Genomic DNA, 23,264 nt, shown 5'->3' with positions numbered 1-23,264 from the left:
GACTCACCCTTTTCTATATGTTTGTTAATGCAAATTCGATTTCATTAATTGAAGATTTAACTTTAATATATAAATTATAAAAATTAACTAAGTCTTGTAAATCAATAAAAGATGATCTAATTTGACTTTCAAATTGATCAAAACGAGTTTTAATAAATTCATGAAGCTCACTAATTGTTTTTAAATTTATTTTTTCTTTAAAAGTTTTGACTCTAGTTTGATCAATGTTTTGTGATTTTAATTTTAAATTAACTAATCCCTTTTCAAAAATCTTTATAAAAGATTCGAAATCTTTTTTTCATTCTTTAAATTTTACAATCAGTTCATTTTTATCTTCATTATTATAATCGTTAAAAAATTTAGCAAAATGTACAAATAATTTAAATTTTTGTTTTTCTTGTAGTTCTTCAAAATCAATTGGTTCTTTTAAAGTTACTGTTTGCAATAGATCAAAATTTTCTTGAGTTTGGTTTTTAAAGACATCATCTAAATTTTCATCTAAAGTTTTTGAATCTAAAATATCATCTCAATATTTATTTAAAGTATTTGTAGCATCTTCAATACGATTGTTTTCAATTATATTTTTAGTTTCAAATAAACTTAAAATATCATAAGTAGATTTTAAATTATATGAAGATAAAATTTGGATTAAGTTTAATTCATTGTAATCACCAATTGTAATTACAGGACAATCATTTTTAATAATGTTTGCAAATAATTCAATGTTATTTAAGAAAGCAGTCTTATATAAAGAATTTATTTCGACATTATTTAAAAAGATAACTAATGTATTTGGTTGAATTGATTCTTGTAATTTTTTATAAGTTTTTTCAACAAAATCTTGATCAAATTGAATTGGTGTAAAAATAAATTTTTCAAAAGAAGCAATGATATTTCTTTCAAAGAAAGTTTTTCACATATCTTCAAAATCTAATTTAACACTTTTAAATTTGTTTTCAGTTAATTGGTCAAATAAGTTTTGATCAAATTGTAAGAAAAAATCACGCAAATGGTTTTCAGTTTTGTCAATTTCTTGTGAATGAACAACTTTATCTTGAAAGAAGTTCATGTTATATCATTCTAAATTTCTAATTTTGACATTAAGTTTATGTTTTTCAGTAATTTCTTCAACAAAGTCACTAATGTTTTTATCAAATTTACTTACTTTACTAGCAGTAATTATCAAAACATCTTTAAAACTTTTATCTTGAATTTTTTTGTTTGATAATTCAAGATAATCACTAATTAAATTATAATTAGCTTCATTAAATGATGATTTTAAAAAAATGTTTAAATAATTAAACATTAAAAAATCACAAAAAGCTTTTGTTAAATAACTTTTTGGATTATCTGGTAATTGATTAAACTTTGTTTTATAAACAAAGTTTTTAAATTCTTTCATTAATAATTTTTTAATATTTGTAAGTGAATTATTTTTAAAATTATTTAACTGCACATTTAATTCATTTAAATTATTTAAACCCATAACTTCTTTGTTCTCCTTATAAATTAACTTGATCTAATAATGCATTAATAAAATTTGTATCTCATGAAGGTAAAAACTCTCTTACCATATCAATTGATTCACTAATAACAACTGCTTTTGGAGCAATATTATTAGTAATTTCATAAACACCATTGATTAAAATTGCTTTAATAACATGAGGTAATCTTTCTCAACTTCAAGTTCTTCCAATTAAAGGAATAATTGTTTCTTTTAAATCATCAAATGAATCTAAAATAATGGTAATGTATTCATTTACTTGACTATCTAAGTTTTCAATTAAAAAGTTGTCTAACATTTCTTGTTTTACTTTAATAACATTTTCTTCTAATAAACATGTACGATATAAGACTTGTACTGAATTTCTTCTTTGTTTTTTCAAATAACTAATACTTTTTTGTTCCATAATTGCTTCCTTAATATAAATTCATTTTTATTATAACAATTAAACCTATGAGATATAATTTTTTGGACAAAAAAACAACATTTTAAAATGCTGTTTTTACATTATTAGTATTAATTTTTTAAAGCTTGCACTGAATTTACAATAATTTCTTGACCAAATAATGTCACTTTGACATTACGAACTTCATTACTTGCATCTTGTAGATTTTTTAAATCTTCACCTTCTACAACCTTAACTATTTGACTAGCTGCTGTTATAAGTTCAGATTCATAAAGTTTGCTAGAACTTTCTGAAATATCATAAGCAGTTTTTATTATTGTTAAAGCTGTGTTATATTTTCAATCAGTCACGTAATCTTTACCAATTTTTTGGTTAATTGATGAAACTGAATAATTGTAATTATCATTATTAAGCATATCTAGAAATGACCCAAGAATTGCTCCTTTAACTTCTTCTTCAAAATTTGAAGAAGAATAAGTTTTTGCTATGTATCTGTCACTTAATCATAACTTATCTTTAATTTCTTCTTCTGTAGTTTGACCTGCAGTACTTAATTCATAAAAATTATTTGTCATATTAAATCCTTTAATATATTCAAAATCATAGTTTTCTGAACCATTATAAGTAGCTCTAAAAGAACCATTATTTACTAAATAAAATGTCTTTTCAACAGTAAGAATATTTGTTGGTTCACTAATATCTTCAATTATAAAGTTTAAAGGAATTTTAAAAAATTTATTTTCTCCATATTTTTTAGCAGTACTTACTAAAAGGTCATAAATTTGTTCCGCATCTTTTTCTTGATCAGTATATTTAAAGTAAATTTTGATATTAGTATCTAATAAACTAGTTTCAATTTTTTGCTTTTCTTCGTAATTAAAACGAAATTGAATTAATCTCATTAATTCTTGAATTAATTTAGCCATATCAACTTTTGTTTGGTCTTCATTTAAGATTGCCCCAATTGAGATTTTATCAGCATTTTTTGTATCTCATAATTTATCAATTGATGTTATGTCTTTAAAAGTACGATCTGGAGGTACTGCTTGACAAGAAATCACTGTTGTAACAGTTGCTGTTGACATCAGTGAAACACTTCCTAAAATAGATAATAATTTTTTCATAATTAATTCATCCCCTTTAAATAATATTTTACATTATAATATTAGTAATTTAAAGGAGATTTTGAGATATGACCAATGATAATTTTGACAATAATGTTGATATGCAAACACTTTTTCATCTATTGGGAGATCAAAAAGAACAAACTTTATCAAATACTCAAATAAATAAAACATGTGAAGAAATTTTAATGACTTTTCATACCCTATTTAATAATCAAGAATGTAAAGCAATTATGGATCAGATTTGTATTGCCAAATATAAAATGAATTTAAACCAAGTTTTAGAATCATCAGATATAAATATTGCAGAAATGCAACAATATAGTGAAAATGACGCTCTTTGAGTTGAATTTTTAACCCTAATTTATCTAATAGTTGCTCCAAATCAAGATAAATTAGGTATATACTTATCAAGAGAAGTTAGTTCTCTTATTAAAAATATTAAAAAATTAGATAAAGCCTTAAGACTTAAATTAAATTTATATTATTAATAATTTCACTTTTAATTAAGTGATTTTCTATTTTATGAGTTAGAAAGAAAGCATTAAAATATATGAAAAAACAAATTTTATTTACACCAGGACCTCAATCAAATTGTATGAGTGAAATATCAAGTAATATTTTTCACAGATCTCAAGAAGCTGAAAATATCTTTGCAAGTTTAAAAACAACTTTACAATCAACATTTAATTCTCAAGAAGTATTAATTTTTCCATCAAGTGCAACAGAAACTATGGATATTTTTATTCGTTCTTTAGATAAAAACAATAAAAATATTTCATTAATAAATACAGGATATTGAGCAAAAAACATTGAAAAAATCATTAAAGGTAATGGTTTTAAAGTAGTTGAATACCAAACAGATATTTTTAACCTTAATGAGTTTCAACTTGAAGATATTATTAAAAATGATCCTTCTGATATCTTTTTTTCAGTTATTAATGAAACTTCAACTGGTTTTATGTATGACTTTGAATTAATTTATAAGGTTTTGAATAAATACAATAAACTATTATTTATTGATGCTGTTAGTTATCCTGTATTTTATCATTTACATACAGCTAAACAAACAACATGTGACTTTTTCTTAATGACTTCTGCAAAAAGTTTTAATTCTTATCCAGGTTTTTCATTTATTGGATTTAAAAATGAAATTAATAGCTATCAAATTTTTAAAAATGAAGGTTATTTAACAATTGAATTATTTAAAAAATTTGAATCTATTAATCAAATGCCCCATACTTATAATGCTGCATTATTACAAATTATAAAAAATAATGTTGAATGAACATTAAAAAATGATCAACAAATAATTGAACATGTAAATAAGTTAAGAACTAAACTAATTAATGAATTTCAAAAAATTAATATTAATGTTTATAATAAAGATTTTATTGAAAAATCAAATTTAGTAGTTTTTTATTTTAACAATCAAGTTAATGTAAATCAGTTAAAAATATATTTAAATGAAAATGATATTTTCTTTGGAGCAGATTTGATTGCAAAAAATACAATTAGAATCTGTTTGACAATTTCAAACACAATTGAAGATATTGAAAAACTTGTTCAATTAACTAAAGAATTCATTGCTCAATTATAAAAAAACATCATGGTTTTAAAACCATGATGTTTTTTTATAATTTTATTCAAATATTGGATTGATAATTGTTTGTTCATAGTAATTTAATGCAGTTGAACCATCAGTTTTGATTTGATATTCAAATGAACCTTCAAATTGATCAAATTCGTCTGTAAAATCATCAGAATAGCCAGAATCATCAAGATAAGTTCCTGTTAGATAAATTTCATTACAAGTTCTGATCTTTGTATAACCACTATAAGTTGGAAACTGTAAACTATTTGCATAATCTTTTCATTCTGAATTTTTGGCATTTGTTCCAGAAACATAACAATAAGTTGGATCTAGATTTTTAACAAAGTTAGCACTTAACATATTTCCACTTCCATGATGAGGAACTTGTAAAGTTTCAACTTTTCTTAAATCTCTATTTTTCATAACTTCTTTTCCAATGTTTTCTTCAGCGTCTCCTGTAATTAGTAATGCGTGATCATTAATACTTGCATAAAGAATTGAACTGCGATTATTTTCATCACTTTCATTAGAAAGTGTACTTTTCATATATTCTTTTGCAGTGTAACTTCAATTTTCAAATTTAATTCCTAAATATTGATATGATTTTTTATATTCTTCGACTATATTTGTATTTTGATCTACAAATATTTTTGAATCTCCAATGTTTGATTTCTCTTTGTCATTCACAAAGCGTTTCTGTAATGAAGAATAATTATAAGGCATAACAATATTGTTAACTTTAAAATTTTTAGTAATAGCATCTAAATTCCCATAATGATCTGAATGATTATGAGTGATAAAAATTGCTTCAATTTCTTCAACTCCAGTTGATTTCATAAAATCACTTTGAAATTGATTTCCCTTTTGTAATTCACCAGTTCAAGAAGCTCCATCTTGTAAACCTACACCTGCATCAAAGAGAATTGCTTTATTTTCAACTTGTAAATAAGAAAATAAACCATTACCAACAGACAAAGTGTAATATGACACATCAGATGAAATTTTGACATTAAAATTAGTTCCACATGCAACAACATTTGCTGCAAGTGAACTTGTAATACTAAAAGAAAGCATTAAAGAAATTAGTTTTTTCATCCTATCCCTTATCTCCTTTATCTCGTGAAATTCCACGAATTATTAGTTTATTACAGAATAAGAACATTATTAACATTGGCAAGATGGATAAAATTGCTCCAGCCATTTTTAAGTTTTGAGGATCACGTGCAAAATCTTCCAAGATAGTACCAGGTTCTCCCCCACTAGCTTTCATTAAATCTCACAAGAGCATTGGCAATGTTACTCAATCTGAACCATTACTTAAAACCATTGTTGGTCACAAGACTGCATTTCATGATGAAATTAATGAAATTACAAATGATGTAACAATTGTTGATTTAATTGAAGGTAAAGCAACTTTTCAAAAGTATTTTCAAGTTGAAAGACCATCAACTTTGGCAGCATGTTTAACACTACCCCCAACTTGTGAAAAAGCACTTGACATTAAATAGATGGTAAAGACATTTGAAATAAATGGTACGACTAAAGCTAGAATGGTATTTTTTCAACCCAATTGCACCATAAAAATGTATTGTCCAATTAATAATGCTTCTCCTGGAATCATAACTGTTGATAACATAATTATTAAAATAATTCCTTGAGGTTTAGTTTTTCAGTTTGCTAAACCAAATCCAGCAATAACAGAAACTGTTAATTGTAAAATTGTTGTTATTAAACTAATTATGATTGAGTTTATAAAGAATCTAATCAAAGTTATTTTAAATTTTGATGAATCATCATTTATATATTCAAATAATTTTCGATAAGCTTCAAAAGATCATGTCTTTGGAAAGAATGACATTGGATTCATTGGATCAAATTCATCAGAACCTCTAAGTGAAGTGATTAACATTCAGTAGAATGGAAAAATAATAATAATTGCCATTACAAATAAGAATGTTCCTTGTCATAATTTATTAAAGAATTTTTGTACAAATTTTTCACCAGCCATTGTGCTTGTAAATAAAATTTGTTTATTCAATTTTCGATTGTATTTATAATTTACAAAGTTTAAATATTTTTTATTTCCTTTTTTGATGAATCAAAAATAAATTGAAATGAAAAATAAGATATAACTGTTAAAAATTATTTTATTAGTAAAGTTAATTGCTTGATCATTAAGATTAAATATCTGATTTGATAAAAGATATTTTTGTTCAATATCTTTTGAAGCTTTAATTTGTGACTTAATATTTTTTACTTTAATTTTTCGAGCATGATTAATTTCTTTAAAAGTATAAAAATCATTACTATCATTTAATTTTATTACATTGTTTTCAAATTCAGCTTTAACATTTGTTAAAGCAAGTTTGTCATCTTTCAAACTTTCTTGTTGTTGTAAATATTGTGAATGTAATTTTGCAAAATTACTATTAGATTTAATTTTATTCATAATTTAACTACCTATATTTCTTTGAAAGATGATTTGTAATAAATTTATTAACTATAGTTATTGCTAATATGATTGTCATTAAGATAATTGAAGCGGCTCCACCTTTTCCATACGATGGTGAAGTTGAAGATGCATTTACTTTATCAAAAATATAAAACACAACTGTTTGTGCATTTGCTTGTGCTGCACCTTCATATGAACCAAATAATCCTAATGGAAATACTTTAAATGAACTAATGATTCCAGTTGTTATCATATAAACAATCATTGGCATTGCTCTTGGGATTGATATTTTTCAAAATTGTTTTCATTTTGGAACTCCATCAACTGCAGCTGCATGATAATATCTTTTATCAATTCTTAAAAAAGTTGCAGTGAACATAATTATTTCAAATGGTAATGATCTTCAAACTCCATAGATCATTACCAAAATAATTCCATTACTCTTTGAAGTTCAATCAACTTTATCAAATCCCAAAGCAAGTAAAATTTGATTTATTAAACCATAATTATCTGGTGAGAAGATAAAAGCAAAAGACATTGAAATTGCCATTGCAGATGTTACATATGGTAAAAAGAATAATGATTGTAAAAATGAAAATAATTTTTTATTTAATACATTTGATAATAGTTTTGCTGTAGTCATAGAAAATGTTAATGAAATTGGAATAACAACAACTGAATACAGCAATGAATTTCTCAATGCAATTTGAAATGAAGCATCATTTGCAACATTTTTAAAATTTATAAATGAAAATTCAAAATTTAAAATTGGTCTTGAAGCAGAGTTAAATCCATTTCTAAAGACTATAAAGATTGAATAATATGAAAATATAAATAAAAATGCTAACGCTGGTGTGATTCAAATCATTTGGTATAGAAAATCAAATTTTGTTCGCTCCATGTTAATAGATTTTGTTTTTTTCTTTTTTGTAACTTGTGATTTTGAAATATCATTACGTATTTCAAAATTTTTACTTTCTTGAATTCTCATTAAATAACTTCCAATAAAGTATGTGATTCAGTATCAAAAATAAATAAATTATTTTCTAAGATATTAAATTTAATTTCTTCATTATAATCTATTTCTTTTTTAATATGTGAATCATAAATAATTCCAAGTTCTGAATTATCAAAATCTAATTTAACAAAATTTGATTTACCAAGTAGTTCAAAGTTAACTACCTTACCAGACATTAAGTCTTTTGATAAAAATTTATTATTTAAATTATCTTGAGCAATTTTTAAATGCTCTGGACGAATTCCTATAACAATTTCCTTATTTTTATGAGAAGACTTTTTAGTCAGAATTGTATTTCCAAAACTAATTGATCCATCACTTGAAGTAGTTGCCTTTAAGAAATTCATAGTTGGTGTTCCAATAAAGTTTGCAACAAAAATGTTGTTTGGTTTTTCATAAATATTTATTGGTACATCCCCTTGTTGTAATAAACCTTTTGACATAACAAAAATTTTATCAGAGATACTTAAAGCCTCTTCTTGATCGTGAGTTACAAAAACTGTTGTAATTTTTGTTTCTTGTTGGAATCTTTTAATTCATTCACGAGTTGAAACTCTAAGTTTTGCATCTAAGTTACTCAATGGTTCATCAAGTAATAATATTTTTGGTTTCTTAACAACAGAACGAGCAATTGCAACACGTTGTTGTTGTCCTCCAGATAATTCTGAAGGTTTTTTATGAAGTTGATCTTGAATTTCAACTTTAGTTGCAACTTCCATAACAGCTGCTCTTAATTCTTTTTTAAAACTTGTTAATTGATGAGCCTTTTTAAATTCAAATGTTTCTTCTTCATTAAAAGTTTGTTCACTTTTAATTGGTTGAGAATAAATATTTTGAAATTGTTTTATTAAATCATCAATTTTTATAGAAATATTTTTTGAAATTGTTTTTTCAATTTCATTATTTATTTCATCCATAATTTTTTGTGAGTTAATTTCAAACTCTTGCATTTTTGAATTAAATTGTTCGTCATCTAATTCAAAACTAAATTCTTCATTCATTTTCTTAGCATTTTTTTGTGCTAATTTTATTTCTTTACGAATTGAAGAGATATGTAGTTTTAAAGAATCACTAAATAACTTAATGTTATTTTTAATTTTTAAAATAATTTTATATTCTAAATTCGAAAGTATTTTTTTCATAATTGAAATAATATTCTCTTTATGTTTAATTTCACTTGAAACTAATACTTCATTTTTTTGTGTTAATAAAGTTTTTATTTGATTAAATACTTCTAAGTATTGTTCTCAAAAGATAACTTTCATTTTATCAAATAAATATGAAGTCTGTTTATTTTTAAAAACTTCATATTTATCACTTATATAAATTTGTTTAATAAAATCAGTGATATAAGTGTTTGCTTTTGTTATAAATATATTTTCGACATCAGATAATTGATCTTCAATTTCTGATAAGTAATTATTAAAGGAAATATTTTGTTTTGATAATTGATTAAAAATATTTTTATTATTTAAACTATTATCAAAGATTAAACGATTAAGTTTTAAATCGTTATTTTTAATTTTAACACTTCTTCTAAAATCATTGCTTTGATATAAAGGAAATGCAATGTTTTGAAAAACATTTAAATGTGGATATAGTGCATAGTTTTGAAAAACCAAACCTATATTTCTTTTTTGTGTACTTTTGTGAGTAACATCAATTCCGTCAAATAGGATTTGACCACTTGTAATTTGAATTAAGCCAGCAATGGCATTTAAAGTTGTAGATTTTCCACAACCAGAAGGTCCAAGTATTGAAACTAATTCGCCTGATTTAATATCAATACTTAAATTGTCAACAGCAATAAAATTTCCATAATCAATTGTTACGTTTCTTAATTTAATACTCATAACTTATTTTAAAAGTTGATCGGCATCTTCTATAATTTTATTTACTGTTTCTAAATCTGGTGCAATTGCACCAGATGCAAGGGCATGACCTCCCCCACCGTATTTAACTGCTAATTCATTAACAATTGTTTTTGAACTTCTAAACTCTACACGATATTGACCATCAGTTCTTTCACTAAAAGTAATTCACATTTTAATTTCTTCAAAACCAGCAAGTGTATTTGCATATTTGTTCATAACTTCTGCAGATAAACCATGTTTATCCATTTCTGAAATTGGTACTACAATTGAAGCTAAACCATTACTTGATAATTTAAAGTTGTTAAAGATATAATTTGTAAATTCTAAATCACTTAATTTCTTTGTATTTAAATTTCTATATAGTTCATCCAAGTCAAAACCAGTTGACAATAGTTTACTTGCTACATCAAATGTTCTTGGACTAACACCACGATACATAAATCTGCCTGAATCAGTTACAATTCCATTAAAAATTGCTCTTGCAGCTTTTTGAGGAATTTCTCATCCTAATTGAATTGCTAAATAACCAACCATTTCACTGGCTGAAGTATAACTTGTATCAACTCACATTAAATCACCATATTCTGTAATATTGGGATGGTGATCTATTTTAATAACCTTTTTTGCTAATGTAAATCTTTGATCTGATATTCTTTCTACATTTGCACAATCTGTCACAATTACTAGAGAATTATGAAAGATGTTATCATCTTCGATAACATCAAATGACCCAACATAGTTCAGTCATTCAATTGATTCACCTACTGCATAACATCTTTTATCTTTAAAGTTTTGTTCAATTAATCATTTTAAACCCAATTGACTTCCATAAGCATCACCATCTGGATTAACATGTCTATGGATTATAATTGTGTCAAAATCTTTAATTTCATTTTCAATTTGTTTTAATAATTGCATTATAAAGATTTTTTTCTTTCATTAAGAATTGCGCTTTTATTTTTAGTATCAGATTGATATTTTTCTTTTCCAGTAGCAATAAAGTCAGTGTAAATATTGTGAATTGCTGGTTGTGCAGTTTTTCAGAAAGTTGTATCAGTAGAATTTTTATTTCCAACTTTTTTATCAGAATTTACAAATACTGCTTTTGCATCATTAAACATTTGGTTTTGAACTACGTTTTTAAATACTTTATCTCTAACTCCAGTTCCCATTGGTGAACCTTCAATTGTAACGAAGTGTGAATTTGTTTTATCTTCAATTAATTCTGCAACTTGTAATAAAATGGCATTATCTCTTGAAGAAGAACCAGGATTTTTAGTACCTTTTAATCATTCCATGTAATCTGTGTCTGAATATGTTTTTGCATTTGAAGGCATATAACCTGTATAAATTGCAAATTCTGCCATATTTTGTGCTTCCATCATGAAACTTACAAAGTCTTTTGCAACTTCTGTTTTTTCATCATTTGTAGATTTAAATGCTGCAATTCCAGGACCTTGTTGCATTATGTATTGTTCTCCATCTTTTGTTGGAGTTCCAATAGTTAAGATATCATTCATTTTAACAAAAACTTCATCTTTAACACCAGTTTTGCTTTGATAATAGAATGATCCCGCAGTTGAACCAGAAGCCATTAACATTGTTCCAGCTGCAAAGAAGTCACTTGAATATTTTTTAGTTCCACTCATTGATGGATCAATTGTGTAAATTAATTCATTTTGCTTTGATTCATCTATATTACCTGAAAGTGATTGACCTGGTTCTTTAATATCTTTTAAATCTTGTAACATTTTAAAAGCTGAGTCAATACCTTCCATACCTGTGTCATCATTTATATAGAATTGATCATCATAATAGTTATAGAAAAATTCCTTATTTTGTGCTGAAGTTATAATTCTACTTTTTTCAATGCTTTCTGCATATTGACTATAAACTTTATTTGGCATATCATCTAATCCTATACCATAAACTTTATCTGTATCTCTTAATACATTTCTGTCAACTTTATCATTTAATTCATAAATTAATTTTGCAAGTAAGACATTATTTGAATCTTTTAATAGAATCTTTCTTAAATCATTAGCATTATTTACTGTAGCAATATTTGTCATTAAGGTTTTCAAATTTTCATCTGGTTCTACTACAGTTGTATCAATAAATAAATTAGATGATTCAATTGTGTATTCCTCATGAAATCCATCTTTTTGTCAAAATTGTCCAGTAGTTGATTCTGTTCCTAAAACAATTTCACAAAGTTCTTTTAACATTCTTAAGTTAACATTTGTTACATCAAATGATTTTGCCATTGGTAAAACATATTGTCCATCTCCAATTTTTCCTTCATCCATGAAAGAGTCAATCATTGGCTCAAATGTTTCTGTATCAAAGTAATCGTCCATTTTAACAACTTCTTCTTCTGCAGTTGTTAAGTATCTTGTAACATTATCTGGATAAGTTACATAAAGATCAGGTAATACTTCTCCTGATAAAATTGCATTTTGAATTGCACCTGCAGCTGCAAATTCAATTTCAACTTCTACAGGATTATCTGGGTTTTGTTCATTATATTTATCTACTAAAATTTGATATTGTTTTGTAATTGCTGAACTTGTTCCAACTGAAGCATCAAACATAAATACAACGTTAGTTGGAGCTTTATTTCCACAAGCAACAACTGTTGCACTCGCAGAAACTATACTAGCACTCGCAGCCAGTAAAGTAAGTAATTTTTTCATAAATTTCCTCCACTTATTACTTTTGCGAAAATATAACAAATAACAATGTTTTAGTCTGACTATATTATTTTGAAATTTTTATACGATAAAAAAGATTTATAACCTATAGTCATAGCATCGGTGCTATGGTAGAGACATCAACCCTTTATGTTGACTTATACAAGTTATTTGCTTATTTTCTAATGTATATTTTAGAAAAAAAAAAAAAAAACGCAATTGTTTTTCGAGAAAAGTTTTAAATTAAAAAATCTCCCAGTATTTATGGGAGATTTTTTAATAATTCATTATTATTTTATTGAGTTAGTTTTAATAGTAAATGTAAATGGAATAAATGAAGGTGCATTAATGACAACTTTAGTGTCTTCTGTCAATTCACTTATTTCTTTTGGAGTAAAAGTTAATGTATTTCCAGTAGGATAATTTCCTCCTTCTGGTTTTTGAGTTACAGTAAAGTAATTTTCAATTCCCTCAACTTTCACATTAGAGTCCATATTTTCTCTATTTTTTCCTTTTGTTAATTTAATATCAAATGAATTTCCATCAAATTCAATTGCACCATTTTGTTCAATTATTTGACCATTATAAGTAACAGTTAATTGCTGTTTTGCAGCTTTAAAAGCTAAATCATAATTACTAAAGTAACGACTATTAAAACTTAAATTACCATTTTCATCTTTTTGTGCGTATCAATATTGAATAGCAATTGATCATAAATTATAATTTGCATTTGTTGCAAAATCATCTCCACCAGATGAAGTTGTAAAACTTTTAATAACAATACTATATTCATTTTCTGGGGTTAAACCATTAATACTTGTATTTACATCTTGTAACCCATCAATTGCAAGTATATCTTTGTCTTCTAATAAATCCTTTAGTGGATTATACACTTCAGTTTGAATCTCATATATCTTTTCTGTATCTAAACTAATTTTTTCAACTATCATATCTTTAATATCATCAACAACATCATAGCTTGTTCTTGATGTTGTAGGATCATTATCTCCACATGCAACAACAGCTGTTATAGGAGTTGCAGTTAGTGACAAAGCACTTAACATTGCTAATATTTTTTTCATAAAAAAACACCATTACCTTTCTCTCTTTAATAAAGTGAAAATAACAAATAACGATGTATTTAAAATTATTAATTTTTGTGAATATAACCTATAGTCATAGCATCGGTGCTATGGTAGAGACATCAACCCATTATGTTGATTTATACAAGTTATTTGCATATTTTCTAATGTTGATTTTAGAAAAAAAAAAAAAAAACGCAATCGTTTTTTTGATTTTATTTAAAATTATTTTTCAATGATTTCATAACCAAAGTTATTTTTAAATTGATTTGCTTTTAACATTTCAATTTCTGCTTTATAAGGACTAGTTTTATCATCAATTCAAGGTGTTTCTAAAACAATTGGAATTTCTTTAAATAAAGGATTGTGAACAACACTTGCAAGTGCTGTAAAACCAATGTGACCATAGCCAATATTTTGATGACGATCTTTATGAGCATTGATAGGATTTTTAGAATCATTCAAATGAATTGCAAGTAATTTATCTAGCCCTACAATTTGGTCAAATTCTTCAACTACTTTATCAAAATTATTTTTTACATCATATCCTGCATCATGCATATGACAAGTATCAAAACAAACTCCAACCATGTCTGTTCTTTCAACACGGTCTAAAACATATTTAATTTCTTCAAAAGTAATACAAACTTCAGTCCCCTTGCCGCTCATTGTTTCAAGAGCAACTTTTACTGGAGTGTTTGGCAATTGACTATAAACTTGGTTTAACCCATTTGCAACACTTTCTAAAGCTTTACTTCTTTCTGCTCCAACGGCTGCTCCTGGATGTAAAACTACAGTGTGTACTCCAATAGCTTCAAGACGGATTAATTCTTCTTTTAATAATCTAACACCTAATTCAAAAGTATCAGGTTTAATAGTATTTGCTAAGTTAATAGTGTATGGTCCATGACAAATTACTTTGGTAATATCAATTTCATTTTCAACCAATAATTGTTGAAAAGCTTCAATATTTAGTTTTTCAGTTGCAGTTCTAATTGTATTTTGAGGTGCCCCTGTAAAAAACATTAAAGTATTGGCCCCGTTATTAATAGCTTCTTGGGCACTTCCTAATAAATATTGACCTTTAGCATTCATACCAACATGACTACCTAAATAAAAATTTTGTTTCATTATAATTTCTTCTTTCTAAAATCAAGATTTAACATCTTTTACTTTCAAAACGTCACCCGCTAAAAGTTCTTTTAAATGTTGAATTGATGTAACTGGAATTGAGTCACGAATTTTTTCAATAATTGTTACATCAACCTTTCAACCATAAATTTCTTTATCAAAATCTAGTAAAAATATTTCAAATACATCTTGATCCAATTCGTTTTTTCAATAACACCCAGCACCTAGAAAATGTTGATCTAGATGCTCAATATAAACATCACAAGCATAAACACCTTTATTTACTGGAATTAAATCTGGAGTTAATAGATTAATTGTGGGATATCCCAATTGACGTCCTAGTTTTTTTCCTTCAACCACTCTTGCAGAAAATTGATATTTTAACCCAGTAGCTTTATAAAATTGTTCAAATTGATTTGCATAAAGCATTCCAATTAAGATTGGATCTGTTTTTTTCTCAAGAAAATTATCACCTAAAATAAAGTCTTCTTTTCACATTTTTTCAAAGAATTGTGAGTTAAAAGCTTGAGCAATTCTTGAAGTATAATGCTTTGGTTTAAGAATTTTCTTAAGATTTAAAAATCCATGTAAATTTTGATATAAAGATTGTTCATCTAATAATTTCATCATTGGATGAATTACATAAAAGATTACTTGATCAATTTTAAATTCCTTTGCTTTTGTACCAATATTATTTTGATTTCACAAACCTGGATTAGTATCTCCAGCAATTGGTACAAGTAAAGTAGTACTTAAATTATTTTCTTTTGCAATTAATTTAAGTTTTTCAATTTGTTGATTTTCAAATTCACATCAATTTTCAAAGTCACAAATTAAAGCAACGCTTTCTTGAAGATGTAACATGATCATTGATAGATTATTATATGTAAAAATGCTTGTCATATTTTTTTCTCCTTACTTGTTATTGTATAACTTTTAAAAAAGAAAAAAAATACTCTAATTAGAGTATTTTTTAAATTATTATTTAATATAAGTTTTTTGATTTTTCTAACATTTCTTTTTCTTTTTTAGCTTTCAACTTTAGACTTTTAATTTTCTTTTTGTATTCTTTTTCTGACTTAACAAAGTCAAATTCTTTAATAACACGATGATCAAAAACGTGATATTCCTCTTCTGTTCTAAATCAAAATTGCATTCAACATCCCATATTGGTACATTTGTAATGTTCATCACGACTATCTAAAGCAATTTCTTTGTGAATACATTCACGAATTGTTTGATGAAAATAAATTAAATCAGTTCTTAATTTTAGATTTTCATCCATTTCAAAGACTTTTTTATCACTCATCTAATTTTCCCCTTAAATAAATATAAATAAATTATATCATATTTTTGACCTATAAAATGGTCAACCTCTATTATATAACCCCTTAAATAAAGGATTATACAATATTTTTCTAAATAAAAAAATCCTATTTTATAGGATTTATCTATTATAAAATTATTTTTCTCATGAAAATAATGCTGTTACAAAAATGCTTGCTATATCATTTTTGCTTTGATCATAATTTTTAGTATAACTAGCTACCTTATTTTCAAATTCTAAAATAACATCTTCTATTATTTTTAATTGTTCATTACCTTCTGGAGTTAAATAAATTTTATAACTTCGTAAATTTTCTTCATCTCTTTTTCGATAAATTAACTTTTTATTTTCTAATTTTTGTAAAGTTCTTGCAACAGTTGATTTATCAGTGTGAAAATATGTATTTAATGCACTTTGATTAATCCCTGGAATGCGATTTGCAAACATTAGCATAATTAAAGCTTCTTCATTTAGATGGAGAAAATTTGTTTTCTTTCTTGCATGTTCTAAAGTAATTCTGCCTATTGCAAAGAACATAAAAGAAGAAGGTATATTAAAATTTTTTATATATCTCTCCATACACTTCTATTAGGTTTTCCTTCCTAATGCTAGATAATCTTTGATTTTATGAACTTAAGTTCAAGCTCTATAAAACCCATATTAGATTTTACACTAAAAAGTTCATCTCCCAAAGGAGTATTTTCCTTTCTTTTGATGACAATTGAATTAAAAATAAAAAAACCAAATAAAGGTAAAATAAATCATCAATAAAGATTTTTTCTTAATTGTTTTTCAATACTTTTTTCACGTTTTTTTAAATGACTATATTTTATTTCTAACTCTTTTAATGAATCTTTTAATTGTTCTTGATTCATTGTATTATATTTTTCAAACATTTTTATACACTTCTTTCTTTAATTAGAATTTTAAAACTTTAATTAATATTTCATTTATTAAGTGATTCATTGATTGATAAACAATCTTTATTTCATTAGAATGAGCTAAAAATTCTTTCTTTTCTTGTTCAACCCCCACTGCTTCAAGTGAAGCATAAATATTTTTAGTATCTTGTAAGAATTTTACTAACTCTTCTGTTGCCATTAATTTTCTTTGAAAATCTTTTGTTTGTTCAACATTATCAAGTAAATTTTTTAAATCACTAAAAAATTTAGGGTTTCATTCTTCAACATGAAAATCATGCAAAATATTATAGTAATTTGAATTATATTTTTCAATTTGTCCTTCAAAAAAGAAGGCAATGTAATCTAAAAAGAATGTTCCAGGATCTTTAAAATCAACTTCTTTAACATTTTTACAATATTTTTTTCATTCCAATTCTGTGTGATAAAAATAATTATAACGTTGTAAAAATAAAGTTAACATTAAACTTAAATCAAATTGATCGTCACCTAAGTTCTTTTCAAAGATATTATTCAACCCTTCAAATAATGTTTTTAGACTTTCAGTACTTGCCATTGTGATTAACTCTTGTTTTGTAGTATCACTTATTTGAAAATCTGGTGAAGCAATTAATGCTAAACTATCCTTCTTATACAGATCAAAAATTATTTTATTAATATTTATTTTTGTATATAATTCCATAAATAGCCCCTTATTTACTATCTTTTTTTAGTCTTTAATATTTTTATTTTACCTTATTTTTATTGCATATGTTTATCTTTTTGTAGTATTATTATAAATGGTTTTATTATGAAAGGTGTGAGAAAAATGTACGTAGGTACAATTCTAGCATCAGTAATAGGGTATTTATTGGGAAGTTTTTCATTTTCTATTACTGTTGTTAAGTTAAAGACCAAACAAGATGTAAGAACACTTGGAAGTAAAAATGCAGGAGCAACCAATGCAAGTCGTGTATTGGGAAAACAATGAGGAATTCTAATTATGTTATTAGACTCATTAAAAATCTTTATTACAGCATTTATTGCAATTGGGTTTGCAATGATTCCAAATGATTTATTTGATAAAACAAGTTATATCATTCCAGCGTTCTTTACACTTCTAGGTCACTGTTATCCAGTTTACTATAAATTCAAGGGTGGGAAAGCAGTTAGCTGTTTCTTAGGATTAATGGCAATTGTAAATTGAATTATTTTCTTAGTTTTCTTAGGAACATGATTAATTTTATTAATGATTTTTAAAAGAGTTAGTGTTGCTTCAATTTTTGCAGCTTTATTAGCTGGAATATTGATGTGAATTCCCCAAATTTCAGGGGGAAGTCAATTTATAATTGATGGAACAGCATTTTTTACTCCAATTTATGATCAAGGTAAAACATTTGTATGATTCAATTCATTCCATGCTTGAAATGGAAATTCATTCTATGAAAGTTTCTTAACTATTAATATTGTAGTTACTTTAGCAATGTTTTTATTAATTGCAAGACATAGAGAGAATGTTAAACGTATTTTAACTGGAACAGAACCTGCTTTCTTTGGAACAAAAAAGAAATCAGAAAACAAAACAGCAAAAAAAGATGAAAACAAATAATAAAAAAATCGCATTCAATTGAATGCGATTTTTTTATAAATCATTTTTGTAAATAATTTTTAGATATCTTTTTTTAATAATGTTATTCTTTTCTAACATATCTCGAATTGTAAATCCAAAGTCATAGTGACCTGGAAATAATGAATATCCTTTTGGATATGATTCAAAAATATGCTTTATGTTATTAAGAATTTCAACTTCATTGTCACTTGCAGTTGAAACCCCTACAACATCACGATTTAGAAATAAAGTGTCTCCGTTAAATAAACATTTTATTTCTGGAAATTCTAAAGTTAATGTCCCTTTTGTGTGTCCAGGAGTTTTTAAAACCTTGACCTTGTAATCATTGATAACTCTTTCAATATTGTTGCTAACCACATTTAAGTTTTTAATGGGTTTAGCAGCTCATTGCTTTCCTAACGCATCATATAGTGAACTTAAATTTTTCACTGGATCAAATAATAACATCATATCATCTTGACCAATATAAACGTTTGGATTATTTAGCTCATCGCAGATTTCATTAATCCCATAAAAATGTGGGAAGTGTCCATGTGTAATGAAAATATCTGTGATGATAATGTCATTTCGTTTCACAAAATCAATTATTTCCTTATAACTCTTGTTCGCTGTATCTATAAGAATCGCTTTTTTATCATCATTATAGATTAGATAGGCATTAGTGTCTTTGAATTCCTTGTCACTAAATACTTGTATCAATGTGTTCACCTTTCTAGTAATTTAATCAAACCTTTTTAATTATATATATTTCATTTTAAAAGTAAACATTTTTTTTTTTTTTTTGCAAATTGCAATAAATTTTTATTTTAAAAAAATTCTTGATTTATTAAATTTGTAGCAAATAAATTTAAATGATAAATTATTACCTTTATAAATTAATATATGCCTATCTAATTGTAAAAAAAAAAAAAAAAGTAAAGTAAAATTGATAAAAAAATGAAAAAAAAGAGAAAAATAATTATTTTCCTCTTTTTACAGCATTCATTGTTTTTTTAATATCAGCTTCTGAAGGTTTTCTTCCCATACTTCTGTACATTGCACGAATTTGGTTTTCATTAATTGGTGGATTATCTTTTAATTGCTTTTGAATTACTTTTCTTGTAATTATAAATCCTAAGATTCCCCCAACAACAGCACAAGCTATACCTATTAACAATACTCCTCATCATTCCATTGATAGATTCTCCTTCTTGTTTAACTATTTTATTATATCTAAAATTTCATTAGAAATCTTATCAGCTGTAAATCCAATATGGTTAATTACATCATTAAATGGTGCAGAATAGCCAAATGTATCGATTCCAAATGCTTTTCCATTATCTCCTAAGAATTTATGTCAACCAAAAGTTGATCCCAATTCAATTGAAAATCTGGTTGTGTTTTTGTCAATAATTGAATCAACATATGAACGATCCTGTTTATTAAATTCATTCATATTTACCATTGAAACAACATTTACTTTATGTCCTTTTGTTTCTAAAATATTTTTTACATCCATTGCTAATGATACTTCACTACCACTTGCAATTAAAGTAATATTTGCATTATCTGTTTTTGTAATTAAATATGCACCCTTTTTAACATCTTCAAAGACATTATTGTGCTCTAGTTCTTTTAGGTTTTGACGAGTTGCAATAATAACACTTGGTTTTGTAGTGTCATTAATTGCAGCTAAATAACTTGCTTGAGTTTCAGCCATATCACATGGTCTAAAAACATTAATATTTGGCATACTTCTTAACATTGCCAATTGTTCAATTGGTTGATGAGTTGGTCCATCTTCTCCAACAGCAATTGAGTCATGTGTAAAGATATATAAAGCTTGGATTTTCATTAAAGCACTTAATCTAATTGCTGGTTTTAAATAATCTGAGAATACAAAGAATCCTGAAGCAAATGGTAATAATCCTTTATGTAAAGCAATTCCATTATTAATGGCTCCCATTGCAAATTCACGTACTCCATACATAATATTTCTTCCAGTTAAAGCATTAAAATCATAATTGCCATCAGCACCTTTTGCTTTAGTAGATTCAGTTAAGTCAGCACTTCCCCCAATTAATGAAGGAATATTTTCACTTAAGTAATTTAAAACTGTTCCTGAAGATACACGAGTTGCTTGTTCTTCTTTTTTGTTTAAAGCTTCTAATTGAGTTTGATCAATTTCAAATTTAGCAACAATTGCATTTTGCAATTGAGTTGCTAATTGAGGATTTTCTTTTGCATATTGTGTAAATAATTGATCTCATTTTTCATTTTCAGCTTGTCCACGAGTTGCTACATTTGTTTTTCAAAAATCATAAACTTCACTTGAAACTTCAAATTCTGGTTGAGTTCAATTAAAGTATTTTTTAACTGTTTCAATATCATTTCCTAAAGGTGCTCCATGCACTTTTTGAGTCCCTTGGTTAGTTGCTCCAAGTCCAATTACAGTTTTTACTTCAATATAAGTTGGTTTATCTGATTTTTTAGCATTAGCAATTGCTTTTTCAATTGCTTCTAAATCTTCACCATTTTCAATTTTTAAAACATTTCAATTAGCAGCCTTAAATCTAGCTTGCATATCTTCAGATTGAGCAACTTCAACTCTTGCATCAAGTTGAATATCATTTGAATCATGGAAAACAATCAATTTGTTTAATTTATATCTTCCTGCAAAACTAATTGCCTCTTGGCAAACTCCTTCTTGTAAATCTCCATCACCACATAAAACATATGTATAATGATCAACGATTTTTTGTCCCTTTGTGTTGTATTTTCCAGCTAAATGACTTTCTGCAAGGGCCATACCAACAGCCATTGCAAATCCTTGACCTAGTGGTCCAGTTGTTGAATCAATTCCTTCTGTATGTTTGTATTCTGGGTGTCCTGGAGTTAAAGAATTTAATTGTCTAAATTTTTTAACTTCATCTAATGGTAAATTAAATCCTGATAAATGTAATGCTGAATATAATAATCCACTTCCATGACCTGCGCTTAATACAAAACGATCTCTATTAAATCATTCTGGATTATTTGGATTGATATTCATTACTTTTGTAAATAATGTATAAACTATAGGAGCAGCTCCAAGAACAATTCCTGGATGTCCTGAGTTTGCTTTATTAATTGCTTCAATTCCCAATATTCTTAAAGCATTTAAATTTGTGTTATTCTTGTTCATCTAAATTAACCTAACCTTTCAATTTTGATTATATATGTTAAAGTCCATAAATTAAACCATTATTTAACAATTAGAAATAAAAAATAATGGTTTAATTTAAAAAACCATTATTTTTTATCTTTTAATTCTTTTAATTTTTGAGGAGTAATATCATTACCCTTTTGATCAACAACTTTTAAAGATTTTAATTGATCTTTAAAACCTGCTCTAAAGTTTTCTAAATATTTTTCTCTTAAATGAATTTGTTCTGTTTTTTCTTCTTCACTCAATGAGCGTGTTTTTTGAATTGCTGCTAATTCATTAATTCTTTTAAGTAACTTTTCCATTATCTATTCCTCTATTATAATTCTATAAAAAAAATTGAAAAATCTAGAAGATTTTTCAATCATTTAATGCATAATATGCAGCACCAATAATTCCAGCATCATTTCCTAATTCTGCAATTTCAATTGTAATATCTTCTGCAAATTTTTCAATGATGTATTTTTTGATGTTTTGAGTAATAATGTCAATTAATAATTGACCCATGTTTGATAGTCCCCCAGAAATAATAATTGCTTCTGGATCTAAACCATTAATCATTGTTGCCATATGCATAATTAATGGTTCTAATGCTTCAGTTAAAATATCTAAAATTTCAACTGGATGTCCATTTTCCTCATAAATTGAGATAATATCTTTTGTTTTATAAGTTTCTAAATCTTTAAAATAAGTTTCTGCAGGATGCCCTGGATTTTCTTTGAATTTATCTGCAAAGTAACGTGCAATTCCAACTCCAGAAGACATTGGTTCAATACATCCTTTTAATCCACAGACACAATCATATTTAGTTTGGTAGATTCCCCCACCATGTCCAAATTCTCCAGAAAATCCGCGTGCACCAGACATTAACTTACCTTCTAAAATAAGTGCTCCCCCAATTCCATTATCTAATGTATAGAAAACGATTGAGTCATACTGTTTTGCAGCTCCAGTTCAAAATTCTCCTAATGCAGCAGCATTAGCATCATTTAAAACCAAGATTGGTTTATTAAATAATTCTTCTGCTTTGTCTTTTAAATAATAGTTATTTCAGTCTAATCCAGCTGAATAACGTACAATTCCCAACATATGATCAACATAACCTGCTGTTGAGATTCCAATTTTATCAACTACTTCTTCATAGTTGATTCCAACTGTTTCTAAACCTTCAACGATTTTTTGATATAAGTTTTCTAATAAACCTTTTTCAAAATTATTTTCTACAAAGAATTTTGCTTGGATATTTCCATATTGGTTAATTAGAGCAACTTTTGATGAATTGCGACCAATTTCAATTGCTAAAATTAAATTCATAAAAATTCCTCCCTTATTTTTACTATTTTGAT

24 protein-coding genes and 2 riboswitches are annotated in these 23,264 nt (G+C 25.9%); of the genes, 3 read left to right on the top strand and 21 right to left on the bottom strand.

Annotated features, from left to right (window positions below; genetic code table 4):
* Positions 1-13: 13 nt before the first annotated feature.
* From SCULI_RS02905 to SCULI_RS02895, 3 genes are all read right to left on the bottom strand, one after another.
* Complete coding sequence (locus SCULI_RS02905) at positions 14-1,486, bottom strand: hypothetical protein (protein ID WP_025363143.1); 1,473 nt, start codon at positions 1,484-1,486, stop codon at positions 14-16.
* Between the two features lie 16 nt (positions 1,487-1,502).
* Positions 1,503-1,910 (bottom strand): transcription antitermination factor NusB, encoded by a 408-nt coding sequence (locus SCULI_RS02900; RefSeq protein ID WP_025363142.1) that lies wholly within the window; start codon positions 1,908-1,910, stop codon positions 1,503-1,505.
* 110 nt (positions 1,911-2,020) lie between these two features.
* Positions 2,021-3,034 carry a lipoprotein gene (locus SCULI_RS02895; RefSeq protein ID WP_025363141.1) on the bottom strand — a complete coding sequence of 338 codons (1,014 nt, stop codon included), beginning with the start codon at positions 3,032-3,034 and terminating at the stop codon, positions 2,021-2,023.
* Positions 3,035-3,102: 68 nt separating this feature from the next.
* On the opposite strand from SCULI_RS02895, the gene SCULI_RS02890 reads away from it, so the two are divergent.
* Together SCULI_RS02890 and SCULI_RS02885 are read left to right on the top strand one after the other, a co-directional pair.
* On the top strand, positions 3,103-3,525 hold the full coding sequence (locus SCULI_RS02890; protein WP_025363140.1) for a hypothetical protein: 423 nt from the start codon (positions 3,103-3,105) through the stop codon (positions 3,523-3,525).
* 62 nt (positions 3,526-3,587) lie between these two features.
* A complete protein-coding gene (locus SCULI_RS02885) occupies positions 3,588-4,634 on the top strand; it encodes an aminotransferase class V-fold PLP-dependent enzyme (RefSeq protein WP_025363139.1) in 1,047 nt (348 codons plus the stop codon).
* A gap of 42 nt (positions 4,635-4,676) precedes the next feature.
* Here the strand turns inward: SCULI_RS02885 and SCULI_RS02880 are convergent, their stop codons facing one another.
* The 13 genes from SCULI_RS02880 to SCULI_RS02820 form a co-directional block, all read right to left on the bottom strand.
* Positions 4,677-5,723, bottom strand: coding sequence for an MBL fold metallo-hydrolase (locus tag SCULI_RS02880; RefSeq protein WP_025363138.1), 1,047 nt, complete (start codon positions 5,721-5,723; stop codon positions 4,677-4,679).
* A gap of 1 nt (position 5,724) precedes the next feature.
* Positions 5,725-7,077: a carbohydrate ABC transporter permease gene (locus tag SCULI_RS02875; protein WP_025363137.1), complete on the bottom strand. Its 1,353-nt coding sequence runs from the start codon at positions 7,075-7,077 to the stop codon at positions 5,725-5,727.
* Between the two features lie 7 nt (positions 7,078-7,084).
* Complete coding sequence (locus SCULI_RS02870) at positions 7,085-8,071, bottom strand: carbohydrate ABC transporter permease (protein ID WP_025363136.1); 987 nt, start codon at positions 8,069-8,071, stop codon at positions 7,085-7,087.
* On the bottom strand, positions 8,071-9,951 hold the full coding sequence (locus SCULI_RS02865) for an ATP-binding cassette domain-containing protein (protein WP_025363135.1): 1,881 nt from the start codon (positions 9,949-9,951) through the stop codon (positions 8,071-8,073). The genes SCULI_RS02870 and SCULI_RS02865 overlap by 1 nt, the downstream gene beginning before the upstream one ends.
* 3 nt (positions 9,952-9,954) lie before the next feature.
* A complete protein-coding gene (locus SCULI_RS02860) occupies positions 9,955-10,890 on the bottom strand; it encodes a DHH family phosphoesterase (protein ID WP_038648071.1) in 936 nt (311 codons plus the stop codon).
* Positions 10,890-12,668 carry an extracellular solute-binding protein gene (locus tag SCULI_RS02855; protein ID WP_025363133.1) on the bottom strand — a complete coding sequence of 593 codons (1,779 nt, stop codon included), beginning with the start codon at positions 12,666-12,668 and terminating at the stop codon, positions 10,890-10,892. The genes SCULI_RS02860 and SCULI_RS02855 overlap by 1 nt, the downstream gene beginning before the upstream one ends.
* A 101-nt stretch (positions 12,669-12,769) precedes the next feature.
* Positions 12,770-12,833, bottom strand: a riboswitch (nucleoside riboswitch).
* A gap of 122 nt (positions 12,834-12,955) precedes the next feature.
* Positions 12,956-13,747 carry a lipoprotein gene (locus tag SCULI_RS02850; protein ID WP_025363132.1) on the bottom strand — a complete coding sequence of 264 codons (792 nt, stop codon included), beginning with the start codon at positions 13,745-13,747 and terminating at the stop codon, positions 12,956-12,958.
* Positions 13,748-13,833: 86 nt separating this feature from the next.
* Positions 13,834-13,897: riboswitch (nucleoside riboswitch) on the bottom strand.
* A 75-nt stretch (positions 13,898-13,972) separates the two neighbouring features.
* Entirely contained in the window at positions 13,973-14,878 is a 906-nt protein-coding gene (locus SCULI_RS02845; RefSeq protein WP_025363131.1) for a deoxyribonuclease IV, read from the bottom strand.
* Positions 14,879-14,893: 15 nt separating this feature from the next.
* Entirely contained in the window at positions 14,894-15,781 is an 888-nt protein-coding gene (locus SCULI_RS02840; protein ID WP_025363130.1) for a riboflavin kinase, read from the bottom strand.
* 82 nt (positions 15,782-15,863) lie between these two features.
* Positions 15,864-16,187: a hypothetical protein gene (locus SCULI_RS02835; protein WP_025363129.1), complete on the bottom strand. Its 324-nt coding sequence runs from the start codon at positions 16,185-16,187 to the stop codon at positions 15,864-15,866.
* A 153-nt stretch (positions 16,188-16,340) separates the two neighbouring features.
* Positions 16,341-16,784, bottom strand: coding sequence for a MarR family winged helix-turn-helix transcriptional regulator (locus tag SCULI_RS05515; protein ID WP_025363128.1), 444 nt, complete (start codon positions 16,782-16,784; stop codon positions 16,341-16,343).
* Between the two features lie 29 nt (positions 16,785-16,813).
* A complete protein-coding gene (locus SCULI_RS02825) occupies positions 16,814-17,101 on the bottom strand; it encodes a hypothetical protein (RefSeq protein WP_025363127.1) in 288 nt (95 codons plus the stop codon).
* 22 nt (positions 17,102-17,123) lie between these two features.
* A complete protein-coding gene (locus SCULI_RS02820; RefSeq protein WP_025363126.1) occupies positions 17,124-17,807 on the bottom strand; it encodes a hypothetical protein in 684 nt (227 codons plus the stop codon).
* Positions 17,808-17,933: 126 nt separating this feature from the next.
* On the opposite strand from SCULI_RS02820, the gene plsY reads away from it, so the two are divergent.
* Positions 17,934-18,713, top strand: a complete 780-nt coding sequence (plsY, locus tag SCULI_RS02815) for a glycerol-3-phosphate 1-O-acyltransferase PlsY (RefSeq protein WP_025363125.1) — start codon at positions 17,934-17,936, stop codon at positions 18,711-18,713.
* A 33-nt stretch (positions 18,714-18,746) separates the two neighbouring features.
* On the opposite strand, the gene SCULI_RS02810 is transcribed toward plsY, so the two are convergent.
* The 5 genes from SCULI_RS02810 to SCULI_RS02790 form a co-directional block, all read right to left on the bottom strand.
* Positions 18,747-19,433, bottom strand: a complete 687-nt coding sequence (locus SCULI_RS02810; protein ID WP_025363124.1) for an MBL fold metallo-hydrolase — start codon at positions 19,431-19,433, stop codon at positions 18,747-18,749.
* Between the two features lie 259 nt (positions 19,434-19,692).
* On the bottom strand, positions 19,693-19,908 hold the full coding sequence (locus tag SCULI_RS02805) for a YneF family protein (RefSeq protein ID WP_025363123.1): 216 nt from the start codon (positions 19,906-19,908) through the stop codon (positions 19,693-19,695).
* A 24-nt stretch (positions 19,909-19,932) separates the two neighbouring features.
* Positions 19,933-21,897 carry a transketolase gene (tkt, locus tag SCULI_RS02800; RefSeq protein WP_025363122.1) on the bottom strand — a complete coding sequence of 655 codons (1,965 nt, stop codon included), beginning with the start codon at positions 21,895-21,897 and terminating at the stop codon, positions 19,933-19,935.
* Between the two features lie 107 nt (positions 21,898-22,004).
* A complete protein-coding gene (locus SCULI_RS02795; protein ID WP_038648063.1) occupies positions 22,005-22,223 on the bottom strand; it encodes a DUF896 domain-containing protein in 219 nt (72 codons plus the stop codon).
* A gap of 43 nt (positions 22,224-22,266) precedes the next feature.
* Positions 22,267-23,232 (bottom strand): ROK family protein, encoded by a 966-nt coding sequence (locus tag SCULI_RS02790; RefSeq protein ID WP_025363120.1) that lies wholly within the window; start codon positions 23,230-23,232, stop codon positions 22,267-22,269.
* Positions 23,233-23,264 lie beyond the last annotated feature (32 nt).

The sequence above is a fragment of the Spiroplasma culicicola AES-1 genome (assembly GCF_000565175.1).
Lineage (GTDB): Bacteria > Bacillota_I > Bacilli_A > Mycoplasmatales > Mycoplasmataceae > Spiroplasma_A > Spiroplasma_A culicicola.
The sequence above is the reverse complement of the archived record's forward strand: the minus strand, read 5'-3'. Positions and strand labels throughout refer to the sequence as shown.